Raw genomic sequence first — 17,271 nt, forward strand, 5'->3', positions numbered from 1 at the left:
GTCATGAGCGGGAACGACCCCACCTACATCAACTCGATGGAACATTTCGAGTCCATGCCGCACGAGCAGATATACGCCGCGACCCGCGAGATCGACGCCGCCGCGATCCTGCGCGCCTCGGGCACCTGGCTGGAGGCGGCGGGCACGCTCGCCACCTCCTTCCCACTCACCCGCGGCAGCGCCGACCGGGTGATGAACGCGATGGCGTGGGAAGGCGCTGCCGCCGAGGCCGCCTACGCGAGCACCCGCAGTTTCGCCGCGTCGGTCGACGAGCTGACCGCCGTCATGGGCCAGGTCGGCGCCAGGCTCGGCGCGGTCGCGGCGGCGGCCGAAGCCGTGAAACTCGCCGTGGTTCCGCCCGGCGGCAGCGGGCCGATCGGCGCCATCGCCCGCCTGCTGGAAGCCGCGCACGTCATCGACGCGCAGGCCGCCCAGGAGGCCTTGCGGCAAGAAGCCGTCATGGCGATGAACATGATCTACAAACCCGCCTACAGCACCGCGGGGACCGGTGTGCCCGCACTGCCCGCCGCGCCGTTGTTACCGGGCGAGCAGGCGCAATCGCCGGGCACGCCGCAGTATCGGGCAGATCCGCCGCAAGTGCCGGTCGACCCCGATGATGTTCCACCGCAGAAGGTTCCGGGCGGGGAGGGGCCCGCGACGCCGGGGGATCCCGCTCCGGAGTCCGGGCCGGAGTCCCGATCGCCGGAAACCACTCCGACGCCCGATCCGGGTACGGAGACCGCGCCCGGTCCGGAGCCGACGACACCGCCGACGGGTGCGCCCCCGACCTCGGAGGTTCCACCGACGTCGGAAGCACCACCCACGACCGACGTTCCGCCGACGACGACGCAAGCGCCTGCCCCGGAGACTCCGCCGGTCGCTCCGCCTACACAGGAAACGCCGTCGCCGACGCAGGAAGCCCCCTCGGCACCGTCACCCACGCAGGAACCACCGGTCGTGCCGCCCACGCAGGAAGCGCCTCCGTCACAGGGTCCAACTGTCGCCCCGCCGACACAGGACCCGCCCGTCGCACCGCCGACGCAGGAAGCGCCACCCACGCAAGAACCACCCGTCACACCACCCACGCAGGAAGCGCCACCACCGCAGCCCACACCAGAACCACCCGTCGCTCCGCCGACACAAGAGGCGCCCGCACCTACCCAGCAGGAGCCGCCTCCACCACCACCCGCGCCGCCGACACAGCAAGCGCCTCCACCCACACAGGAGGCCCCCGCTCCACCCCCCGCACAGGAAGCGCCGCCGCAACCCGCACCCGCACCCGCACCCGCACCCGCACCCGCACCCGCACCCGACGGTTCCACGCCCCTGCCCGACCCCGGTGGGCAACCGGGAGTCACCGGACCGATTCCGGAGAATCACGGGCAGACGCCGCCCGCCGAGTCCACCAGCAATCAACCGGGCGTCATGCCCACCGAACCCGGAAGGTAGTCGCCGCCCGGCAACACCCGGCTCGCCACGTCGGCGATATCACTCAGACGTTGCCGTGGTGTGCCGGAACGACCGGAGTGGATCGTTCGAAAACCGCGAGACTCCAGGGCGGTTTTCCCGAGGCCGTTCCGGCTGCCCGTCTCGTGTACGCGCCGTAGCCGGTCGCGGGCGCTGAGCCGGGCACCGACGTGTCCGTCGCCATCGACTCCTTCCCCGAGGTGTTCGCGGCCGGACTCGCCCCGGAGAAGGCCCGCGTACCGGCGGTATCGCAGCGGCCGCTGTCGGCGATCGCGTTCAGTGAGCCCGCCACCACGGCGGCATGGAAGACCACACCGGGCCGGGGCATCGTCCCGAGCGCCGACCGCACCCTCGATCCCGAAGGGTCGAGTGGTTCGGATACAAGCGCGCGCTGCGATCGGTCGTGAAGATCGATGCGCCGCACCTGGTGATGCAGACCCGCTCGGCAGAAGTCGCCGCAGTCATCACCGCTGCCGTCGCCGAACCGGTCCGATCGAATTCGCCGTCGGCGGCTCTCGCGGCCCGGGCCTTGACTTGGAGTGCACTCCAGGTCATAGCGTAGGCAGCGGAGTTGTCGACAGCGAAGGAGATCATCCGATGGAACTCGGCATTCACGTCCCCATCTTCGATATCGACGGCGGCACCGCCGCCATCGCGGGCGAACTGGCCAGGGTCGGTGTCGCGGCGGAAGCGGCGGGAGCGACCTGGCTGTCGTTCATGGACCATTTCTTCCAGATCGAGCCGACCGGGCTCCCGGCCGAGGCCAACATGCTGGAGGGCTACACCACCCTGGGCTTCCTGGCCGCGCACACCTCGACCATCGAACTCGGACTGCTCGTCACCGGGGTCACCTACCGGCATCCCGGATTGCTCGCGAAAACCGTCACCACCCTCGACGTGCTCTCCGGCGGGCGGGCCGCCCTCGGCATCGGCGCGGCGTGGTTCGAACGCGAACACCTCGGGCTCGGCGTGCCGTATCCGCCGATCTCCGAACGATTCGAACGACTGGAGGAGGCGCTGCGCATCTGCGCGCAGATGTGGGATCCGCAGAACAACGGACCGTTCGAGGGCACGCATTACCAACTGGCCGAAACCCTCTGCGCGCCACAGCCGTTACACCGTCCGACGGTGCTCATCGGCGGCAGCGGGGAACGCAAGACCCTGCGCCTGGTCGCGCGATACGGTGACGCCTGCAACCTGTTCGGCTCCTCCCCCGCCGAAGTCGAGCACAAGCTCGACGTCCTGCGCCGTCACTGCGACGATGTCGGCCGCGACTACGAGACCATCCGCAAGACCATCCTCGCCAACAACCCCCGTCCCACCCCCGAGACCCGGGACGAATTCGTCCGCGCCATGGCCGATTACGCGAAACTCGGTATCCACAGCGCCATCGTCACCCCCACCACCGGCGCGCCCGCCGCGTGGATCGACGACATGGCCCCCGCGGTGACCCAATTGGCCGAACTCGGCTGAACGACGTTCGCCGACCCGGAGTGCTTGATGCCTTCACCGTCGGGACGCAGCGGGTCGGCGTGCGGCGTGCTGCCCGCCGTGGCGCTCGAGGTGGCATGGACCCGACAGCGCCGTGCAGCGCGGCGAGCGGCCCGACTAGGCCGATCCCGTTGCAGCCGTGTTGATTCGCGCCGCGTCGACGAGGGCGACCGCAAGTCCGATGTGCGCGACCAGCACGGAGCCCGAGTGGTCACCGATGCGCGCGACCGCGCGCTCGACGGAATCGGTCGTGCCGATCACCGGCAGCGGCGGGTCCAGGTAGTCCGTGATCGGATCGTCGTCTGATGCGTCGGCGAGCCGCGCACCGGTGACGGAGCCCAGGATTTCGGCGACCACGGTCGGGCCGGGTAATTCGCGCGCCAACGTCACCGGTAGCGGCGGGCCGTGCGCCGAGCAATGCCCTCGCCTGGGCGACGGACGCGTCGGAAGGCACGACCGGCGGCGGGTCACCGGCGAACTCCGCGATGTCGCCGCCGGAATCGGGCGCGCCGATCACCTCGGCGACCGTGGGGCCGGAAACCGGTGTGATCACAGGGAATCCCAGTCGGCCGAGCCAGTCGTCGTCGAAATACTTCGACAGATACGACCGCCCGGAATCCGGTGCGATCACCACGACCACGTCGTCGGGACCGAGCGTGCGCGCGACCCGGAGCGCGGCGGCGATCGACGTGCCGGAGGAACCGCCGAGCAACAGACCTTCCGTGCGCGCCAGCCGGTGCAGCAGGGTCAACGCCTCGAGATCGGGGACCCGCTCGATCCGGTCGACGACCTCCGGGTGATACGAGGTCGGCCACAGGTCTTCCTCGGTCTCCGGATGCAGGTAGTGACCGACGGATTCGACATACCAGGCCCGGCCGTCGCCGCCGCCGTAGACCGACGACTCGGGGTCCGCGCCGATGACCCGCACCGCACCCCCGGAGACTTCCTTCAGGAACTCCCCCGCCCCGGTGACGGTGCCGCCCGTGCCGATCCCGGCCACATAGTGCGTCACACGTCCGCCGGTCTGCGCCCAGATCTCGGGACCGGTCGTCGCGTAGTGCGCACCGGGATTGGCCGGATTGTCGTACTGTCCGGCGAACCACGCGCCGGGAATCTCCGCGGCCAGCCGCAGCGCGACACTGCGCAGATGCTCCGGATGACCGACCGGGCGCCCACCCGCCGTCACGATCACCTCGGCGCCGTACGCGCGCAGCAGCGCGATCTTCTCACCGCTGGACTTGTCAGGCACCACCACGATCGTCCGATAGCCCCTGGCGACGGCGACCGCGGCCAGCCCGATCCCGGTATTGCCCGATGTCGCTTCGACGACGGTGCCGCCCGCCCGGAGTTCCCCCGACGCCTCGGCCGCCTCCAGCATCGACAGCGCGGCCCGATCCTTCACGCTGCCACCGGGATTGAGATATTCCAGCTTCACGTAGACGGCGGCGGCGATCCCCTCGGTCACTCGGTTCAGACGAACCAGCGGGGTATTGCCGATCACGCCCGCGATGGAGTCGAAGACCCCGGCGGCGCGCGGTTGGGTGGCGGTCATGCGGCAGCCTTCCTGTGTCACCGGGCAGTCGCGGCCCGCGACCCTGCCTTCGTCCAGGCCCTCGCCGGAAGTGATTCCGGCCGGGGCGCCACGGTGAGTCCACCTTCTCGCGCGCGCGACGCGCGCGACAGCGTTGCGGTCAGCGCGATCCGATTCGAACCGGGGGCCGTCGGGCGCGAGGGCGCTACCGGCGCGCGCTCTCCTCCACGCTGACCAGGTCGTCGGCGTGAATCACCGGTCGACGCATGGTTTCCGGGAGTTCGGCGCTGGAGCGGCCGAAGATGCCGGACAGTTCGGTGCTGTCGTATTCGATGACACCGCGGGCGACGACACGATCGTCGGGCGATACCAGGTCGACCACGTCACCGCCGTGGAACCGCCCGCGCACGCCGACGATGCCCGCCGCGAGCAGCGAATGGCGACGATGGGCGACGGCCAGAACCGCGCCCTCGTCGATGAGTACCGCGCCGCGACTGTCGGCGGCGTGCCTGACCCAGAACTTCCTGGCGGACAGGCGAACCGGGCGGGCGGCGAAGGCCGTGCCGACCGACCCGGAGGCAAGGGCGGTGGCCGCGTCGGCGGCCGCGGCGAGCAGCACGGGGACTCCGGCGTCGGCGGCGAGGCGGGCGGCGGACAGTTTGGACGCCATCCCGCCGGTGCCGAGCGCGCCACCGCTCCCGGCGATCACGCCGTCCAGGTCGGCGCTGCTACGCACCTCGGGGATGAAGGTGGCCGCGCCCTTGCGCGGATCGCCGTCGTAGAGTCCGTCGACATCGGAGAGCAGGATCAGGGCATCGGCTCCGACCAGGTGCGCCACCAGGGCCGCCAACCGGTCGTTGTCGCCGAAACGGATCTCCTCGGTGGCGACCGTGTCGTTCTCGTTCACCACGGCGACCGCGCCGAGCGAGCGCAAGCGGTCCAGGGTGCGCTGGGCATTGCGGTGGTGCTCGCGACGGGAGAAGTCGTCGGCGCTCAACAGCACCTGTCCGACGGTGCGGCCGTAGCGGGCGAACGAGGTGCCCCACGCGTGCGCGAGGGCCAACTGTCCGACGCTGGCCGCCGCCTGCTTGGTCGCCAGATCCCTGGGCCGAGTGGACAATCCGAGCGGCGCGAGGCCCGCGCCGATCGCGCCCGACGACACGACGACCACGTCGGATCCGGCGCGCATGCGCGCCTCCACGGCGTCGGCGAGCCGATCCAGCCGCTCGGTGTCGAGCCCGCTCTTCATGCTGGTCAACGCCGACGACCCGATCTTCACCACGACACTGCGCGCGGTCGCTATCGCCTCGCGCGCCGCACCGACGCCGGATTCCGAATTAACCTGTGTCACCTTCGAACTCCCTGCACCCCGAGAGAATTCACCGTCGCGCCGGACTCCGGCAGACCCGTGGCCCACCGGAACACCGCGGCAGGCACGGCTACTCCTCGTCCTCTTTCACCAGACCGCGACGCACCCGCGACGCGTGTTTGCGCTCGGCCGCGCCGATGCGGTCGGACTGTTCCAGACGGATATCGGTACCGCGACCGGTGGGCACCATATCGATACCCGCGGAAATCTGCGGCTCCCACTCGAAGGTGACGTGGCCGATGGTGACCGGAGCGCCGGGGACAGCGCCCTGCTTGACCAGTTCGTCCTCGACACCGAGCCGTGCCAGCCGGTCGGCCAGGAAGCCGACGGCCTCGGCGTTGTCGAACTGGGTCTGTCGCACCCAGCGCTCGGGCCGGGTGCCGCGCACGATGAAACCGCCGGGCTCCTGCGGATCGGCGATGACGCTGAAACCGGTCTCGTCCACCGCGATCGGACGGATGATCGGCCGTTTGGGCGCCGCCTTCGGATGGTCTTCGCGATATCGCAGCACCATCTCGGCGAGTGCGAAGGTCAGTGGCCGCAGCCCCGCCCGGCTCACGGCCGAGATCACGAACACCGGCCAGCCGCGCGCGGTGAATTCCGGGGTGACCATTTCGGCCAGCTCCGCCGCGTCGGGCACATCGGCCTTGTTGAGGATGACCACGCGCGGACGATCGGCCAGATCACCCAGGTCGGCGTCGGCGCTCAGCGCGGGTTTGTAGGCCGCGAGTTCGGCTTCCAGCGCGTCGACGTCGGAGACCGGATCCCGGCCCGGTTCCAGCGTCGCGCAATCGACGACGTGGGCGAGTACCGCGCAACGCTCCAGGTGGCGCAGGAAGTCGAGCCCGAGACCGCGGCCTTCGCTGGCACCGGGAATCAGTCCGGGTACGTCGGCGACGGTGAAGGTGGTGTCACCGCTGGCCACGACGCCGAGATTGGGGACGAGGGTGGTGAAGGGGTAGTCCGCGATCTTCGGTTTGGCGGCCGACAGCACCGAGACCAGCGAGGATTTACCCGCGGAAGGGAAACCGACGAGACCGACGTCGGCGACCGACTTCAGTTCGAGGACGAGTTCGCGTTCGTCGCCGTCCTCGCCGAGCAGCGCGAAGCCGGGCGCCTTGCGCGCCTTCGAGGCCAGCGAGGCATTGCCGAGGCCGCCTCGACCCCCACGCGCGGCGATGTACTGGTTGCCCACACCGACCAGGTCGGCGACGATCGTGCCGTCCTTGTCCACGACGACGGTGCCGTCCGGCACCTTCAGCAGCAGGGGTTCGCCCTGTTTACCGTCGCGGTTGCTGCCCTCGCCCGGTTTGCCGTTACCCGCTTTGGCGTGCGGATGGAAGTGGAAGTCGAGCAGCGTGTGCACGTTCGGGTCGACCTCGAGGATCACATCCCCGCCGTTACCACCGTTACCACCGTTGGGCCCGCCCAGCGGCTTGAACTTCTCCCTGAGCACCGACGCGCAGCCGTGGCCGCCCTTACCCGCGCGCACGTGAAGCACGACGCGGTCGATGAATTTGGACATACGCCGAATCATCCTCCTTCTTGGCTCGGTGCTGCGCGAGGCAGGGTCGATCGAATACTCGATGGTCTGGTGCGATGTCCACCGCATACCGCGGTGGAAACGCGAAAGCGGGCCAGGGTTCTGCGACCCTGACCCGCTCTACGCTGTCGAAGTGGTTTAGGCGGTCAGGCCTGAACCGGCTCCGGTACGACGATGTTGACGGTCTTGCGCCCACGCTTGGTGCCGAACTGGACCGCGCCCGCCGCGAGGGCGAACAGGGTGTCGTCACCGCCACGGCCGACGTTGACGCCGGGGTGGAAGTGGGTGCCGCGCTGGCGAACCAGGATCTCGCCCGCGTTGACGGCTTGACCGCCGAAGCGCTTGACGCCGAGTCGCTGGGCGTTGGAATCGCGACCGTTCCGCGAGCTGGACGCGCCCTTCTTGTGTGCCATAGCTGTTTCTCCTCGGAAGTCTTACTTGATGCCGGTGACCTTGATGACCGTCAGCGGCTGACGGTGACCCTGGCGCTTGTGGTAGCCGGTCTTGTTCTTGAACTTGTGGATGCGGATCTTCGGGCCCTTGGTCTGCTCGACGACCTCGGCCGCCACGGAGACCTTGGCCAGCGCGGCCGCATCCGTGGTCAGCTCGGCGCCGTCGACGAGGAGAACCGGGGACAGCGCCACGGACGAACCGGGAGCCCCCTCGATCTTCTCGACCTTCACCAGGTCACCGACCGCGACCTTGTACTGCTTTCCGCCGGTCTTGACGATTGCGTACGTTGCCATCGGTCGGCTTCCTCCACTCGATGTTCACTCGTGCTTAGTCACGTCGCAGGAGGCGACGTGACCGTGTCTTGGCTGGTTGCTGCACAGGGGGCGTGACGGAACTCCACCACGTAATGCCCATCGCCAGGCAGCGACCGTCCAAGGCTACCAGACCCATGTCCTACAACCAATTCGGCCTCTGGCAACCGTAGAGCGACCGCGGGGCGAACCCCGCAGACCCTCGAGAACCCCGCGAAATCCGAAGGGACCACGGTCGGCTCGGCGTTCACCGGAGATCCGGCGAGCGCCGCGCCCTGCGAGACGGGTTAATTCGTGAGATCCGCCACTACATGGCAAACAGCCACGGAGAGACCGGAAATCGTCACCCACCGTCCCGCGCGTTACGGTCGGCCGCCGATCGGCGGTCGGCCGTAACGCCGGTGCTCACGCGTCGACGGGAGGCCCCGCCGGACGTCCGACGGCCCGGCGACGCGGTTTACGCGCCACCACTTCCTCGGGAACGTCCTCGGCGAAATCGATGACGGGAGCGGCGGGCTGGTCGTTGCCCGACACCACGAACACCGCGCCACTGCTGTCGGCGGCGGGCGCCGCGGCGGACCGCGCGACCCGCCTGCGACGCGCGGGACGCGCCGCCGGTTCGTGCGAACCGTTGGTCTCGGCGGGAGCGGTGGCCCGCGCCGCCTCGACCGGTTCCGGCTGTTCGATCACGACCGCGTCCGCGCCGTCGCGCAACGCGTTCGCCGCCACCTCTGCCACTTCCGCGGCCTCGGTCTGGGCCGCGGTTTCCACCACGGCGATCACCTCGGGCTGCTCGACCTCGGCGACCTCGGCGGCCGCGTCGACCGCTTCGACGACCTCGGCCGGGGACTCGACGGTTTCGGCCACCTCGGCCCTAGAGGCCGCGGACTCGACGCCGCCGGTCGACGACTCGGCGAATTCGGCCGACTCGTCGTCCTCGTCCTCACCGTGATGGGCCGCCATCGCCAGGGCGACCGGATGCGCCCGCTTGACGGCGGCGTCCTCCTCGACCGGTTCGGCGGTGGTATCGGCGGGGGTTGCGGGCGCCGGAGCGCTCTTGTCCCGACCCCGACGCCTACGGGAACCCGTTTCCTTACGACCCGCGTTGTCCTCGGCCGTCGACGGCTCCACCGGATAGGTGTGCACGAGGATGCCGCGCCCGTGGCAGTGCTCGCAGGTCGTCGAGAAGGCTTCGACCAGTCCGGTGCCCAGTTTCTTTCTGGTCATCTGGACCAGGCCGAGCGAGGTCACTTCGGAGACCTGGTGCCTGGTGCGGTCACGGCCGAGCGCCTCGGTGAGACGGCGCAGCACGAGATCCCGGTTGGATTCGAGCACCATGTCGATGAAGTCGACGACGATCATGCCGCCGATATCGCGCAGCCGCATCTGGCGCACGATCTCCTCGGCCGCCTCCAGGTTGTTCCTGGTGACCGTCTCCTCCAGATTGCTGCCGCCGGAACCGGTGAATTTGCCGGTGTTGACGTCGATGACCGTCATCGCCTCGGTGCGGTCGATCACCAGCGTGCCGCCCGAGGGCAGCCACACCTTGCGATCGAGCCCCTTGGCCAACTGCTCATCGATGCGGTAGGTCTCGAAGACGTCGAGGTTGCCGCCGTCGTGGCGCGACACCCGCGCGAGCAGATCCGGCGCGACGGTGCCGATGTACTTCTCGACCGTGCTCCAGGCGCGATCACCCTCGATGACCAGCCTGGAGAAATCCTCGTTGAACAGATCCCGGATGACCTTGACCAGGAGATCGGGCTCCTCGTACAGGGTCTTGGGCGCGCCGTTCTCCTTGGCCGCCTGCTCCTCGATGGTGCGCCAGGTGGCCTGCAACCGCTCGACGTCGCGGGCCAGTTCGGCCTCGGCGACGCCCTCGGAGGCGGTCCTGATGATCACGCCCGCGTCGGAGGGCACGATATCGCGCAGGATCTCCTTGAGACGTTTGCGCTCGGTGTCGGGCAGTTTGCGGCTGATACCGGTGGACGTGCCGCCCGGCACGTAGACCAGGAAACGTCCGGCGAGGCTGATCTGGGTGGTAAGGCGCGCGCCCTTGTGGCCGACCGGGTCCTTGGAGACCTGGACGAGCACCTGATCGCCGGGCCGAAGCGCCTGCTCGATCTTGCGTTCCTTACCGCCGAGCCCGGCGGCCTCCCAGTTGACCTCACCGGCGTAGAGGACGCCGTTGCGGCCGCGGCCGATGTCGACGAACGCCGCTTCCATGCTCGGCAGCACGTTCTGCACCTTGCCGAGATAGACATTGCCCGCCATCGAGGCGGACCCGGTGCTGGTGACGAAATGCTCGACCAGGATGTTGTCCTCGAGCACGGCGACCTGCGTGGCGGTCGGGTGGTCGGGGAACGCCTTCTCGCGCACCACCATCACCCGGTCGACCGCTTCGCGGCGAGCGAGGAATTCCGATTCGGTCAGGATCGGCGGGCGACGGCGACCGGCCTCGCGACCGTCACGCCGACGCTGACGCTTGGCCTCGAGCCGGGTGGACCCGGTGATGCCCTGTACCTCGTCGGAGGAAGCCGCCGCCGCGGCGGCGCGGCCACGGCTCTTGTTCCTCGGTTCGCGCTCGTGCACGACGGTGTTGGGGGGATCGTCCTCGGAGACCGGTTCGCTCTCCGCGCCCTCGCCACCGACCTTGCGGCGGCGCCTGCGACGACGGCGCCGGCTCGAACCCTCGGGGGCGTTCTCGTCGTCGTCGGTGTCGGCGTCGTCGGAACCCTGTTCGGTGACGGCGTCGGTGTGCTCGGCGGCCGACGCGTCGTCCTCGGAATCGGTGTCGGCGTTGTCCTCGTCGTCACCGTCGGCGTCGGAATGCTGTTCGCCCCGACCGCGGCCGCGGCCACGACGGCCACGACGCCTGCGGCGCGGCTGACCGTCGGCGTCACCGGACTGATCGGCGTTGTCACCGTCGTCCTCGGTGGTGTCCGCCTCGTCCTCGGCTTCGACGACGGGAGGCTCGTCGGTCCGACGGACCTCCCGCTCGGCACGGCGCTGCTTGCGCACCTGCTCGACCGCCGTGGCATCCGGCGGTAGGAACAGCGGCGCTGCCACCGACGCGGATTCGAAGACCGGAGGCGCGGTGACGTGCGGCTCCTCGGTGACGGCATGGGTGAACAGCTGCACCGACGGTTGATGCGCCGGTGTCTGATCAGCCTCGGTATCGGAGGCCTGCCCGGCGTGCACCGGATCGGGTCGGGAGAACATGAGGCCACGCGCGGTGGCGGCTGCCGCCTGGCGTGTCTCGGTCTCCTCAGCCGTCTCGGGAGCGGGCGCCTCGGTCTCCGGGGACTCGAGACTGTCGCGCACCGACTCCGCGACGGCTCGATCCACGTTCGACTGCGCGCTACGCGCGTCGGCACCCAACTCGGCGAGCTTGGCCAGGATTCGTTTGCTCGTCACTCCCAGCCGCTTGGCAAGCGCGTGAACTCGGATTCGCTCCGGCAATTGATCGGCATCCTGTGATGTTGTTTCCAGCGGCTCTTGATCGGCCACGAAGTCTCCTCGAGGCCCCCGGGCGCGTCCCTCCCGGTACGGAGTGACGCGGCCGACGCGGGGGCGCTGTCCGTTCACCTCGCGCCGGCGGCGCAAGGTCGTATGGTCTCGCCCCGCGTACCCGGTCAACACCATATTTCTCGTCTGTCGGGCTGACTGGTCACGCGGCGCCTGGCTTGGCTGAACTCCGCGGATCGAGCGTTCATCCAGCGTGCCGACGCGAACAGCCGCACCACTCGAGCAGGTGTGGATATCCGTAGCAGCGATGATCGGCATCGAAACCGCGGTGTCATCCGGTTGCCTCGGTCACCGATAGTCCGCGTACCTGCGCGAACAGTCGGAACCGTTGGTAACCGCTTCCAGTATCCCACATCGTGCGCAGACGGTTTGCCATCGGCGCACGACTGCGTCCGGGACAACCCCGCCCGTACTCGGTCCGGTGGCGGGGCGGGAAGGGCGATGACCCCGTCTTCTCCGGCGCGTTCAGCGGTGGCCGGGATCGGGGGACGGGCGGTGGATCAGACCGGGAACTGCGGGAACCAGAGGGTGATCTCGCGCTTGGCGGATTCCGGCGAATCGGAGCCGTGGACCAGGTTGTACTGCGTTTCGAGGCCGAAGTCCCCGCGGATGCTGCCGGGGACGGCCTTCTCGACCGGATCGGTGCCGCCCGCGATCTGACGGAACGCCGCGATCGCGCGGGGGCCTTCGAGGACGGCCGCGACGACCGGACCGGAGGTGATGAACTCGATCAAGGAACCGAAGAACGGCTTCTCGGCATGCTCGGCGTAGTGCGCCCCCGCCAACTCCTCGGATACCTGCTTCAGCTCGAGGGCGGCGATCTTGAGGCCCTTGCGCTCGATTCGGGCCAGCACCTCGCCGACCAGGCCACGGGCCACGCCGTCCGGCTTGATGAGTACCAACGTCTGCTCAGTCACGGCGCACAGCCTAACCGGCGACCGTACGGTGTACCGAACCAGCGCACTCCCCGGCCGCTAGCCCGGCGGGCGGACGCGCTGACTCGGCAGCAGTCCCGCCTCCATCCGGCGCTTCACATCGTGGCGCAGGACCAGGATGAAACCCCAGACGACGGCGAACACGATCCCGATGACACCGATGGACAGGTGGAAGATCGCACCGGCGATGAGCAGCACCTGCAACCCGAGATCGTAGGCGAGCGCCCACGGTCTGCCCTGCAATCCGGCCCCGAGGAACATCAGCACCGCGAGCACGACGATGTAGACACCCGAAGCCCAGGTGACGCCGCCACCGACGTCGGCGACCACCGGCAGCGCCAGCAGCACCACGATGGCCTCCAGCACCAGGGTTCCCGCCATCACACCGCGGAAACCCTTCCACGGATCGGTGGTCGGCGGCGCGACCGGTGGCGCGCCGTCATCGCCCTCGGGCTCGCCGGTCGCGCCGGATTCGCCGCCTGCTGGACTCATATCGGGTCCTTTCCGAACAGGGCGCGGGCCGCACCGGCGGTGACCACCGATCCGGTCACCACCACGCCCGCGCCGGAGACCATCTCGCCCGCCTCGCCGACCTCTTCGGCGATGGCGATCGCGGTCTCGACCGCGTCCGGGAGGGTTTCGGCGGTCACCACGCGCTCGTCACCGAAGCGCTGGACCGCGAGATTGGCCAGGCTGTCGACATCCATCGCGCGGGGGGACCCGTTGTCGGTGACCACGATCTCGTCGAAGACCGGTTCCAGTGCCTCCAGAATGCCCGCCGCGTCCTTGTCCGCGAGCACACCGACGACGCCGACCAGTTTGCGGAAGTCGAATTCCGAGGTCAGCGTGGCGGCCAGGGCGCGCGCGCCCGCCGGATTGTGGGCCGCGTCGATGAAGATGGTCGGGGCGCTGCGCATCCGTTCCATCCGGCCCGGACTCGCCACATTCGCGAAACCGGCGCGCACCGCCTCGATATCGAGCTGACGGGACGCGCCAGCCCCGAAGAACGCCTCCACTGCGGCCAGCGCGAGCGCGGCGTTGCGGGCCTGGTGCTCACCGTGCAGCGGCAGGAAGATCTCGTCGTAGACCCCGCCCAGCCCCTGCAATTCGATCTGCTGACCGCCCACCGCGATCCGCCGGGCCAGTACCCGGAATTCCGCGCCCTCGCGGGCGACCGCGGCATCGACCTCGACGGCGCGGCGCAGCAGCACGTCCATCGCCTCCGGCTCCTGCTGGGCGATCACCGCGACCGTGTCGCGCGGTACCAGGCTCTCCGGCGCGCGTTTGATGATCCCGGCCTTCTCCCCCGCGATGGTAGCGAGATCGTTGCCGAGGAAGTCGGTGTGGTCGAGCCCGATCGGTGTGATCACCGCGACCTGGCCGTCGACCACATTGGTCGCGTCCCAGGTCCCGCCGAGGCCGGTCTCCACGATCGCGACGTCGACCGGGGCCTCCGCGAACGCCGCGAAGCCCATCGCGGTCAGCACTTCGAATTTGCTCATGGCCGGACCGTCGGCCTCGGCGGACTGCCGGTCGATCAACTCGACGTAGGGCTGGAGTTCGCGATAGGTCTCGACGTAGGCGGCCGGGGTGATCGGATGGTTGTCGATACTGATCCGCTCGGTCGCCAATTGCAGATGCGGGCTGGTGATCCGGCCGGTGCGCCGGTGCAGCGCGGTGAGCAGCGCGTCGATCATCCTGGTCACCGAGGTCTTGCCGTTGGTGCCCGCGATATGGATCGACGGATAGTTCTGCTGCGGGGAGCCGAGCAGATCCATCAGCGCCGCGATCCTGGCCAGCGACGGCTCGATCTTGGTCTCCGGCCAGCGTTTGTCGAGTTCGGCCTCGACCAGCGCCATTTCGGCGAGATCCACCGGAGACGGGCCGGTGCCGAGCCAGGTCGACCCGTTGTCGTCGTGGTACCGGCGCTCCGGCTCGTTGTTCACTTCGAGGCCAATTCCGCGAGCCTCGCTCCGATACGGGCCACCTCGGCGGAGGCGACGTCGCGGCGGGATCGGATCTTGTCGACCACCGGTTCCGGTGCCTTGGCCAGGAACGCCTCGTTGCCGAGTTTGGCGTCGGTGCCCGCCAGTTCCTTCTCCGCGGCGGCGAGATCCTTCTCCAGGCGACGGCGCTCGGCCTCCAGGTCGACCGCGCCCTCGGTGTTGAGTCCGACCACCACGGTGGTCCGGCTGAGCCTGACCTCGACCGAGGCGCTCGTCTCCTGGTCGTCCTCCAGGTCGGTCAGCCGTGCCAGGGAGGTGACCGCCTCGCGCAGTTCGGTGAGTCCGGCCTCGTCGAGACCGGTCAGCCTGGCGCGCACCTTCTGTTTGTCGGCCAGACCCTGATCGCTGCGGAACCGGCGGACCTCGGTGATCAACTCCTGCGCGTCGGCGACGCGCTGGGCGGCGACCGTGTCGGCGGGCACCCCGGAGGGCTGCGGCCACGCCGCGATCACGATGGATTCGCCGCCGGTCAGCGCCTGCCAGAGCGATTCGGTGACGAACGGGATCACCGGATGCAGCAGGCGCAGCACCGAGTCGAGCACCGTGCCGAGCACCACGCTGGTCGATTCGGCGCGCGCGTCGCCCGCCGCGAACTGGACCTTCGCGAGTTCCAGGTACCAGTCGCACAATTCGTCCCAGGCGAAGTGGAACAGCGCCTCGCACGCCTTGCCGAACTCGTAGGAGTCGAAGGCCGAGTCCACCTCGGCGAGCACTTCCTCGAACCGGTCGAGGATCCACCGGTCGGCGTCGGTCAGGGTGGCACGCTCGGGCAGATCGCCGGGGCGCGCGCCGTTCATCAGCGCGAATTTGGTCGCGTTGAACAGTTTCGTCACGAAGTTGCGCGAGGCGAGCGCGTGCGATTCGCCGACCGAGAGGTCACCGCCGGGCTGTGCGCCACGGGCCAGGGTGAAGCGCAGGGCGTCCGCGCCGAAGGACCGGATCCAGTCGAGCGGGTCGATGCCGTTGCCGCGCGACTTGGACATCTTCTTGCCGTGCTCGTCCCGGATCAGCCCGTGCAGGAACACGTCGCGGAACGGCACCTGCACCGCGTCGGCGGGTTTGCCCGCGGTGATCGCGGAATCCTCGGAGACGAACGTCCCGAACATCATCATCCTGGCCACCCAGAAGAACAGGATGTCGTAACCGGTGACGAGAACGCTTGTCGGATAGAACTTCTCCAGCTCGGCGCTGTTGGCGGGCCAGCCCATGGTGGAGAACGGCCACAGACCCGAGGAGAACCAGGTGTCGAGCACGTCCGGGTCCTGCACCCAGCCCTCGGGCGCGGTCTCGTCCGGCCCGACGCACATCACTTCGCCCTCGGGGCCGTACCAGATCGGGATGCGGTGACCCCACCACAGCTGGCGCGAGATGGTCCAGTCGTGCATGTTGTCGACCCAGTCGAACCAGCGCGGTTCCTGGCTCGGCGGGTGGATCACGGTGTCGCCGTTGCGCACCGCGTCACCCGCCGCCTTGGCCAGCGATTCGACCTTGACCCACCACTGCATGGAAAGGCGCGGCTCGATCGGCTCGCCGCTGCGCTCGGAATGACCGACGCTGTGCAGGTAGGGCCGCTTCTCCGCGGCCACGCGGCCGAGTCCGGCGAGTTCCTCACGCACCGCGACCCTGGCCTCGAAGCGGTCCATGCCGTCGAATCTGGTTCCGGTGTCGACAATTCGGCCGCTCTCGTCCATGATGCTCGGCATCGGCAGGTTGTGCCGCAGCCCCATCTCGAAGTCGTTCGGATCGTGGGCGGGGGTGATCTTCACCGCGCCGGTGCCGAATTCCGGGTCGACGTAATCGTCGCCGATGATCGGGATCTGCCGACCGGTGATCGGATGTTCGATGGTGGTGCCGATCAGGGCCTTGTATCGGGGGTCCTCCGGGTGCACCGCGACCGCGGTGTCGCCGAGCATGGTCTCCACCCGGGTGGTCGCCACGATCACGTGCGGTTCGGCGTCGTCGAGCGAGCCGTAGCGCAGGGAGACGAGTTCACCCTCGACGTCCTCGAACTTCACCTCGATATCGGAGATCGCGGTCCTCAGTTCGGGCGACCAGTTGACCAGCCGCTCGGCGCGATAGATCAGGCCCGCGTCGTAGAGACGCTTGAAGATCGTCTGCACCGCGCGCGACAGTCCGTCGTCCATGGTGAACCGGTCGCGGCTCCAGTCGACGCCGTCGCCGAGCGCGCGCATCTGCCACTGGATCTGTCCGCCGGATTCGCGCTTCCAGTCCCAGACCTTGTCGATGAACAGTTCGCGGCCGAAATCCTCTTTCGTCTTCCCGTCCACGGCGAGCTGTTTCTCGACGATGGTCTGGGTGGCGATTCCGGCGTGGTCCATACCCGGCAGCCACAGCACCTCGTAACCCTGCATGCGCTTGCGGCGGGACAGGGTGTCCATCAGTGTGTGGTCGAGGGCGTGGCCCATGTGCAGACTGCCGGTGACGTTCGGCGGCGGGAGCACGATGGAATACCCGGGCTTGGCGCTGCCCGGATCGGCGACGAAGTACCCCGCGGCTACCCAGCGCTCGTACATCTCGGCCTCCACCTCGCCGGGGTTCCAGCTCTTGGGGAGGGCATCGGCACGATTACGCGAGTTGTCAGGGGCTGCGCTGGTCACCCCGGCATTCTAGTTGCCGTGG

Annotated in this window: 13 protein-coding genes; 3 read left to right on the forward strand and 10 right to left on the reverse strand. The window is 69.1% G+C overall.

All coding sequences use genetic code 11. The annotated features are described in order from the left end of the window. Positions 1-3: 3 nt before the first annotated feature. The 3 genes from DAT37_RS06900 to DAT37_RS06910 all read left to right on the forward strand — a co-directional run bounded on the left by DAT37_RS06900 (position 4) and on the right by DAT37_RS06910 (position 2,940). Positions 4-1,449: a hypothetical protein gene (locus DAT37_RS06900; RefSeq protein WP_109523837.1), complete on the forward strand. Its 1,446-nt coding sequence runs from the start codon at positions 4-6 to the stop codon at positions 1,447-1,449. A gap of 188 nt (positions 1,450-1,637) precedes the next feature. Further along, positions 1,638-1,874 (forward strand): hypothetical protein, encoded by a 237-nt coding sequence (locus DAT37_RS06905; protein ID WP_232839551.1) that lies wholly within the window; start codon positions 1,638-1,640, stop codon positions 1,872-1,874. Positions 1,875-2,064: 190 nt separating this feature from the next. Then, positions 2,065-2,940 carry an LLM class F420-dependent oxidoreductase gene (locus tag DAT37_RS06910; protein ID WP_109523838.1) on the forward strand — a complete coding sequence of 292 codons (876 nt, stop codon included), beginning with the start codon at positions 2,065-2,067 and terminating at the stop codon, positions 2,938-2,940. A gap of 229 nt (positions 2,941-3,169) precedes the next feature. Here DAT37_RS06910 and DAT37_RS06915 read toward each other — a convergent pair whose 3' ends face one another. The 10 genes from DAT37_RS06915 to DAT37_RS06960 all read right to left on the reverse strand — a co-directional run bounded on the left by DAT37_RS06915 (position 3,170) and on the right by DAT37_RS06960 (position 17,249). After that, on the reverse strand, positions 3,170-4,510 hold the full coding sequence (locus tag DAT37_RS06915; RefSeq protein ID WP_232839552.1) for a PLP-dependent cysteine synthase family protein: 1,341 nt from the start codon (positions 4,508-4,510) through the stop codon (positions 3,170-3,172). Between the two features lie 184 nt (positions 4,511-4,694). Next, a complete protein-coding gene (gene proB / locus DAT37_RS06920; RefSeq protein WP_109523839.1) occupies positions 4,695-5,840 on the reverse strand; it encodes a glutamate 5-kinase in 1,146 nt (381 codons plus the stop codon). A gap of 88 nt (positions 5,841-5,928) precedes the next feature. Next, positions 5,929-7,383 carry a GTPase ObgE gene (gene obgE, locus DAT37_RS06925; RefSeq protein ID WP_109523987.1) on the reverse strand — a complete coding sequence of 485 codons (1,455 nt, stop codon included), beginning with the start codon at positions 7,381-7,383 and terminating at the stop codon, positions 5,929-5,931. Between the two features lie 164 nt (positions 7,384-7,547). Continuing rightward, positions 7,548-7,814 carry a 50S ribosomal protein L27 gene (gene rpmA, locus DAT37_RS06930; protein WP_109523840.1) on the reverse strand — a complete coding sequence of 89 codons (267 nt, stop codon included), beginning with the start codon at positions 7,812-7,814 and terminating at the stop codon, positions 7,548-7,550. A 21-nt stretch (positions 7,815-7,835) separates the two neighbouring features. Further along, entirely contained in the window at positions 7,836-8,147 is a 312-nt protein-coding gene (rplU, locus tag DAT37_RS06935; RefSeq protein ID WP_109523841.1) for a 50S ribosomal protein L21, read from the reverse strand. Positions 8,148-8,570: 423 nt separating this feature from the next. Beyond that, on the reverse strand, positions 8,571-11,672 hold the full coding sequence (locus DAT37_RS06940) for a translation initiation factor IF-2 N-terminal domain-containing protein (protein WP_232839553.1): 3,102 nt from the start codon (positions 11,670-11,672) through the stop codon (positions 8,571-8,573). Between the two features lie 518 nt (positions 11,673-12,190). Beyond that, positions 12,191-12,607: a nucleoside-diphosphate kinase gene (gene ndk, locus DAT37_RS06945; RefSeq protein ID WP_109523843.1), complete on the reverse strand. Its 417-nt coding sequence runs from the start codon at positions 12,605-12,607 to the stop codon at positions 12,191-12,193. 57 nt (positions 12,608-12,664) lie between these two features. After that, positions 12,665-13,117 carry a DUF4233 domain-containing protein gene (locus tag DAT37_RS06950; protein WP_198654128.1) on the reverse strand — a complete coding sequence of 151 codons (453 nt, stop codon included), beginning with the start codon at positions 13,115-13,117 and terminating at the stop codon, positions 12,665-12,667. Next, positions 13,114-14,499, reverse strand: a complete 1,386-nt coding sequence (gene folC / locus DAT37_RS06955) for a bifunctional tetrahydrofolate synthase/dihydrofolate synthase (protein ID WP_408637376.1) — start codon at positions 14,497-14,499, stop codon at positions 13,114-13,116. Before folC ends, DAT37_RS06950 begins: the two co-directional genes overlap by 4 nt. Positions 14,500-14,567: 68 nt before the next feature. Then, positions 14,568-17,249 carry a valine--tRNA ligase gene (locus tag DAT37_RS06960; RefSeq protein WP_109523844.1) on the reverse strand — a complete coding sequence of 894 codons (2,682 nt, stop codon included), beginning with the start codon at positions 17,247-17,249 and terminating at the stop codon, positions 14,568-14,570. Positions 17,250-17,271 lie beyond the last annotated feature (22 nt).

It is taken from the genome of Nocardia aurea (assembly GCF_003123685.1).
In the GTDB taxonomy this organism is placed as follows: Bacteria; Actinomycetota; Actinomycetes; order Mycobacteriales; family Mycobacteriaceae; genus Nocardia; species Nocardia aurea.

Coding starts and splice junctions, on each gene's coding strand:
- DAT37_RS06900 (WP_109523837.1), top strand. CDS start 4: ATGAGCGGGAACGACCCCACCTACATCAACTCGATGGAACATTTCGAG.
- DAT37_RS06910 (WP_109523838.1), top strand. CDS start 2,065: ATGGAACTCGGCATTCACGTCCCCATCTTCGATATCGACGGCGGCACC.
- DAT37_RS06915 (WP_232839552.1), bottom strand. CDS start 4,510: ATGACCGCCACCCAACCGCGCGCCGCCGGGGTCTTCGACTCCATCGCG.
- obgE (WP_109523987.1), bottom strand. CDS start 7,383: ATGTCCAAATTCATCGACCGCGTCGTGCTTCACGTGCGCGCGGGTAAG.
- rpmA (WP_109523840.1), bottom strand. CDS start 7,814: ATGGCACACAAGAAGGGCGCGTCCAGCTCGCGGAACGGTCGCGATTCC.
- rplU (WP_109523841.1), bottom strand. CDS start 8,147: ATGGCAACGTACGCAATCGTCAAGACCGGCGGAAAGCAGTACAAGGTC.
- DAT37_RS06950 (WP_198654128.1), bottom strand. CDS start 13,117: ATGAGTCCAGCAGGCGGCGAATCCGGCGCGACCGGCGAGCCCGAGGGC.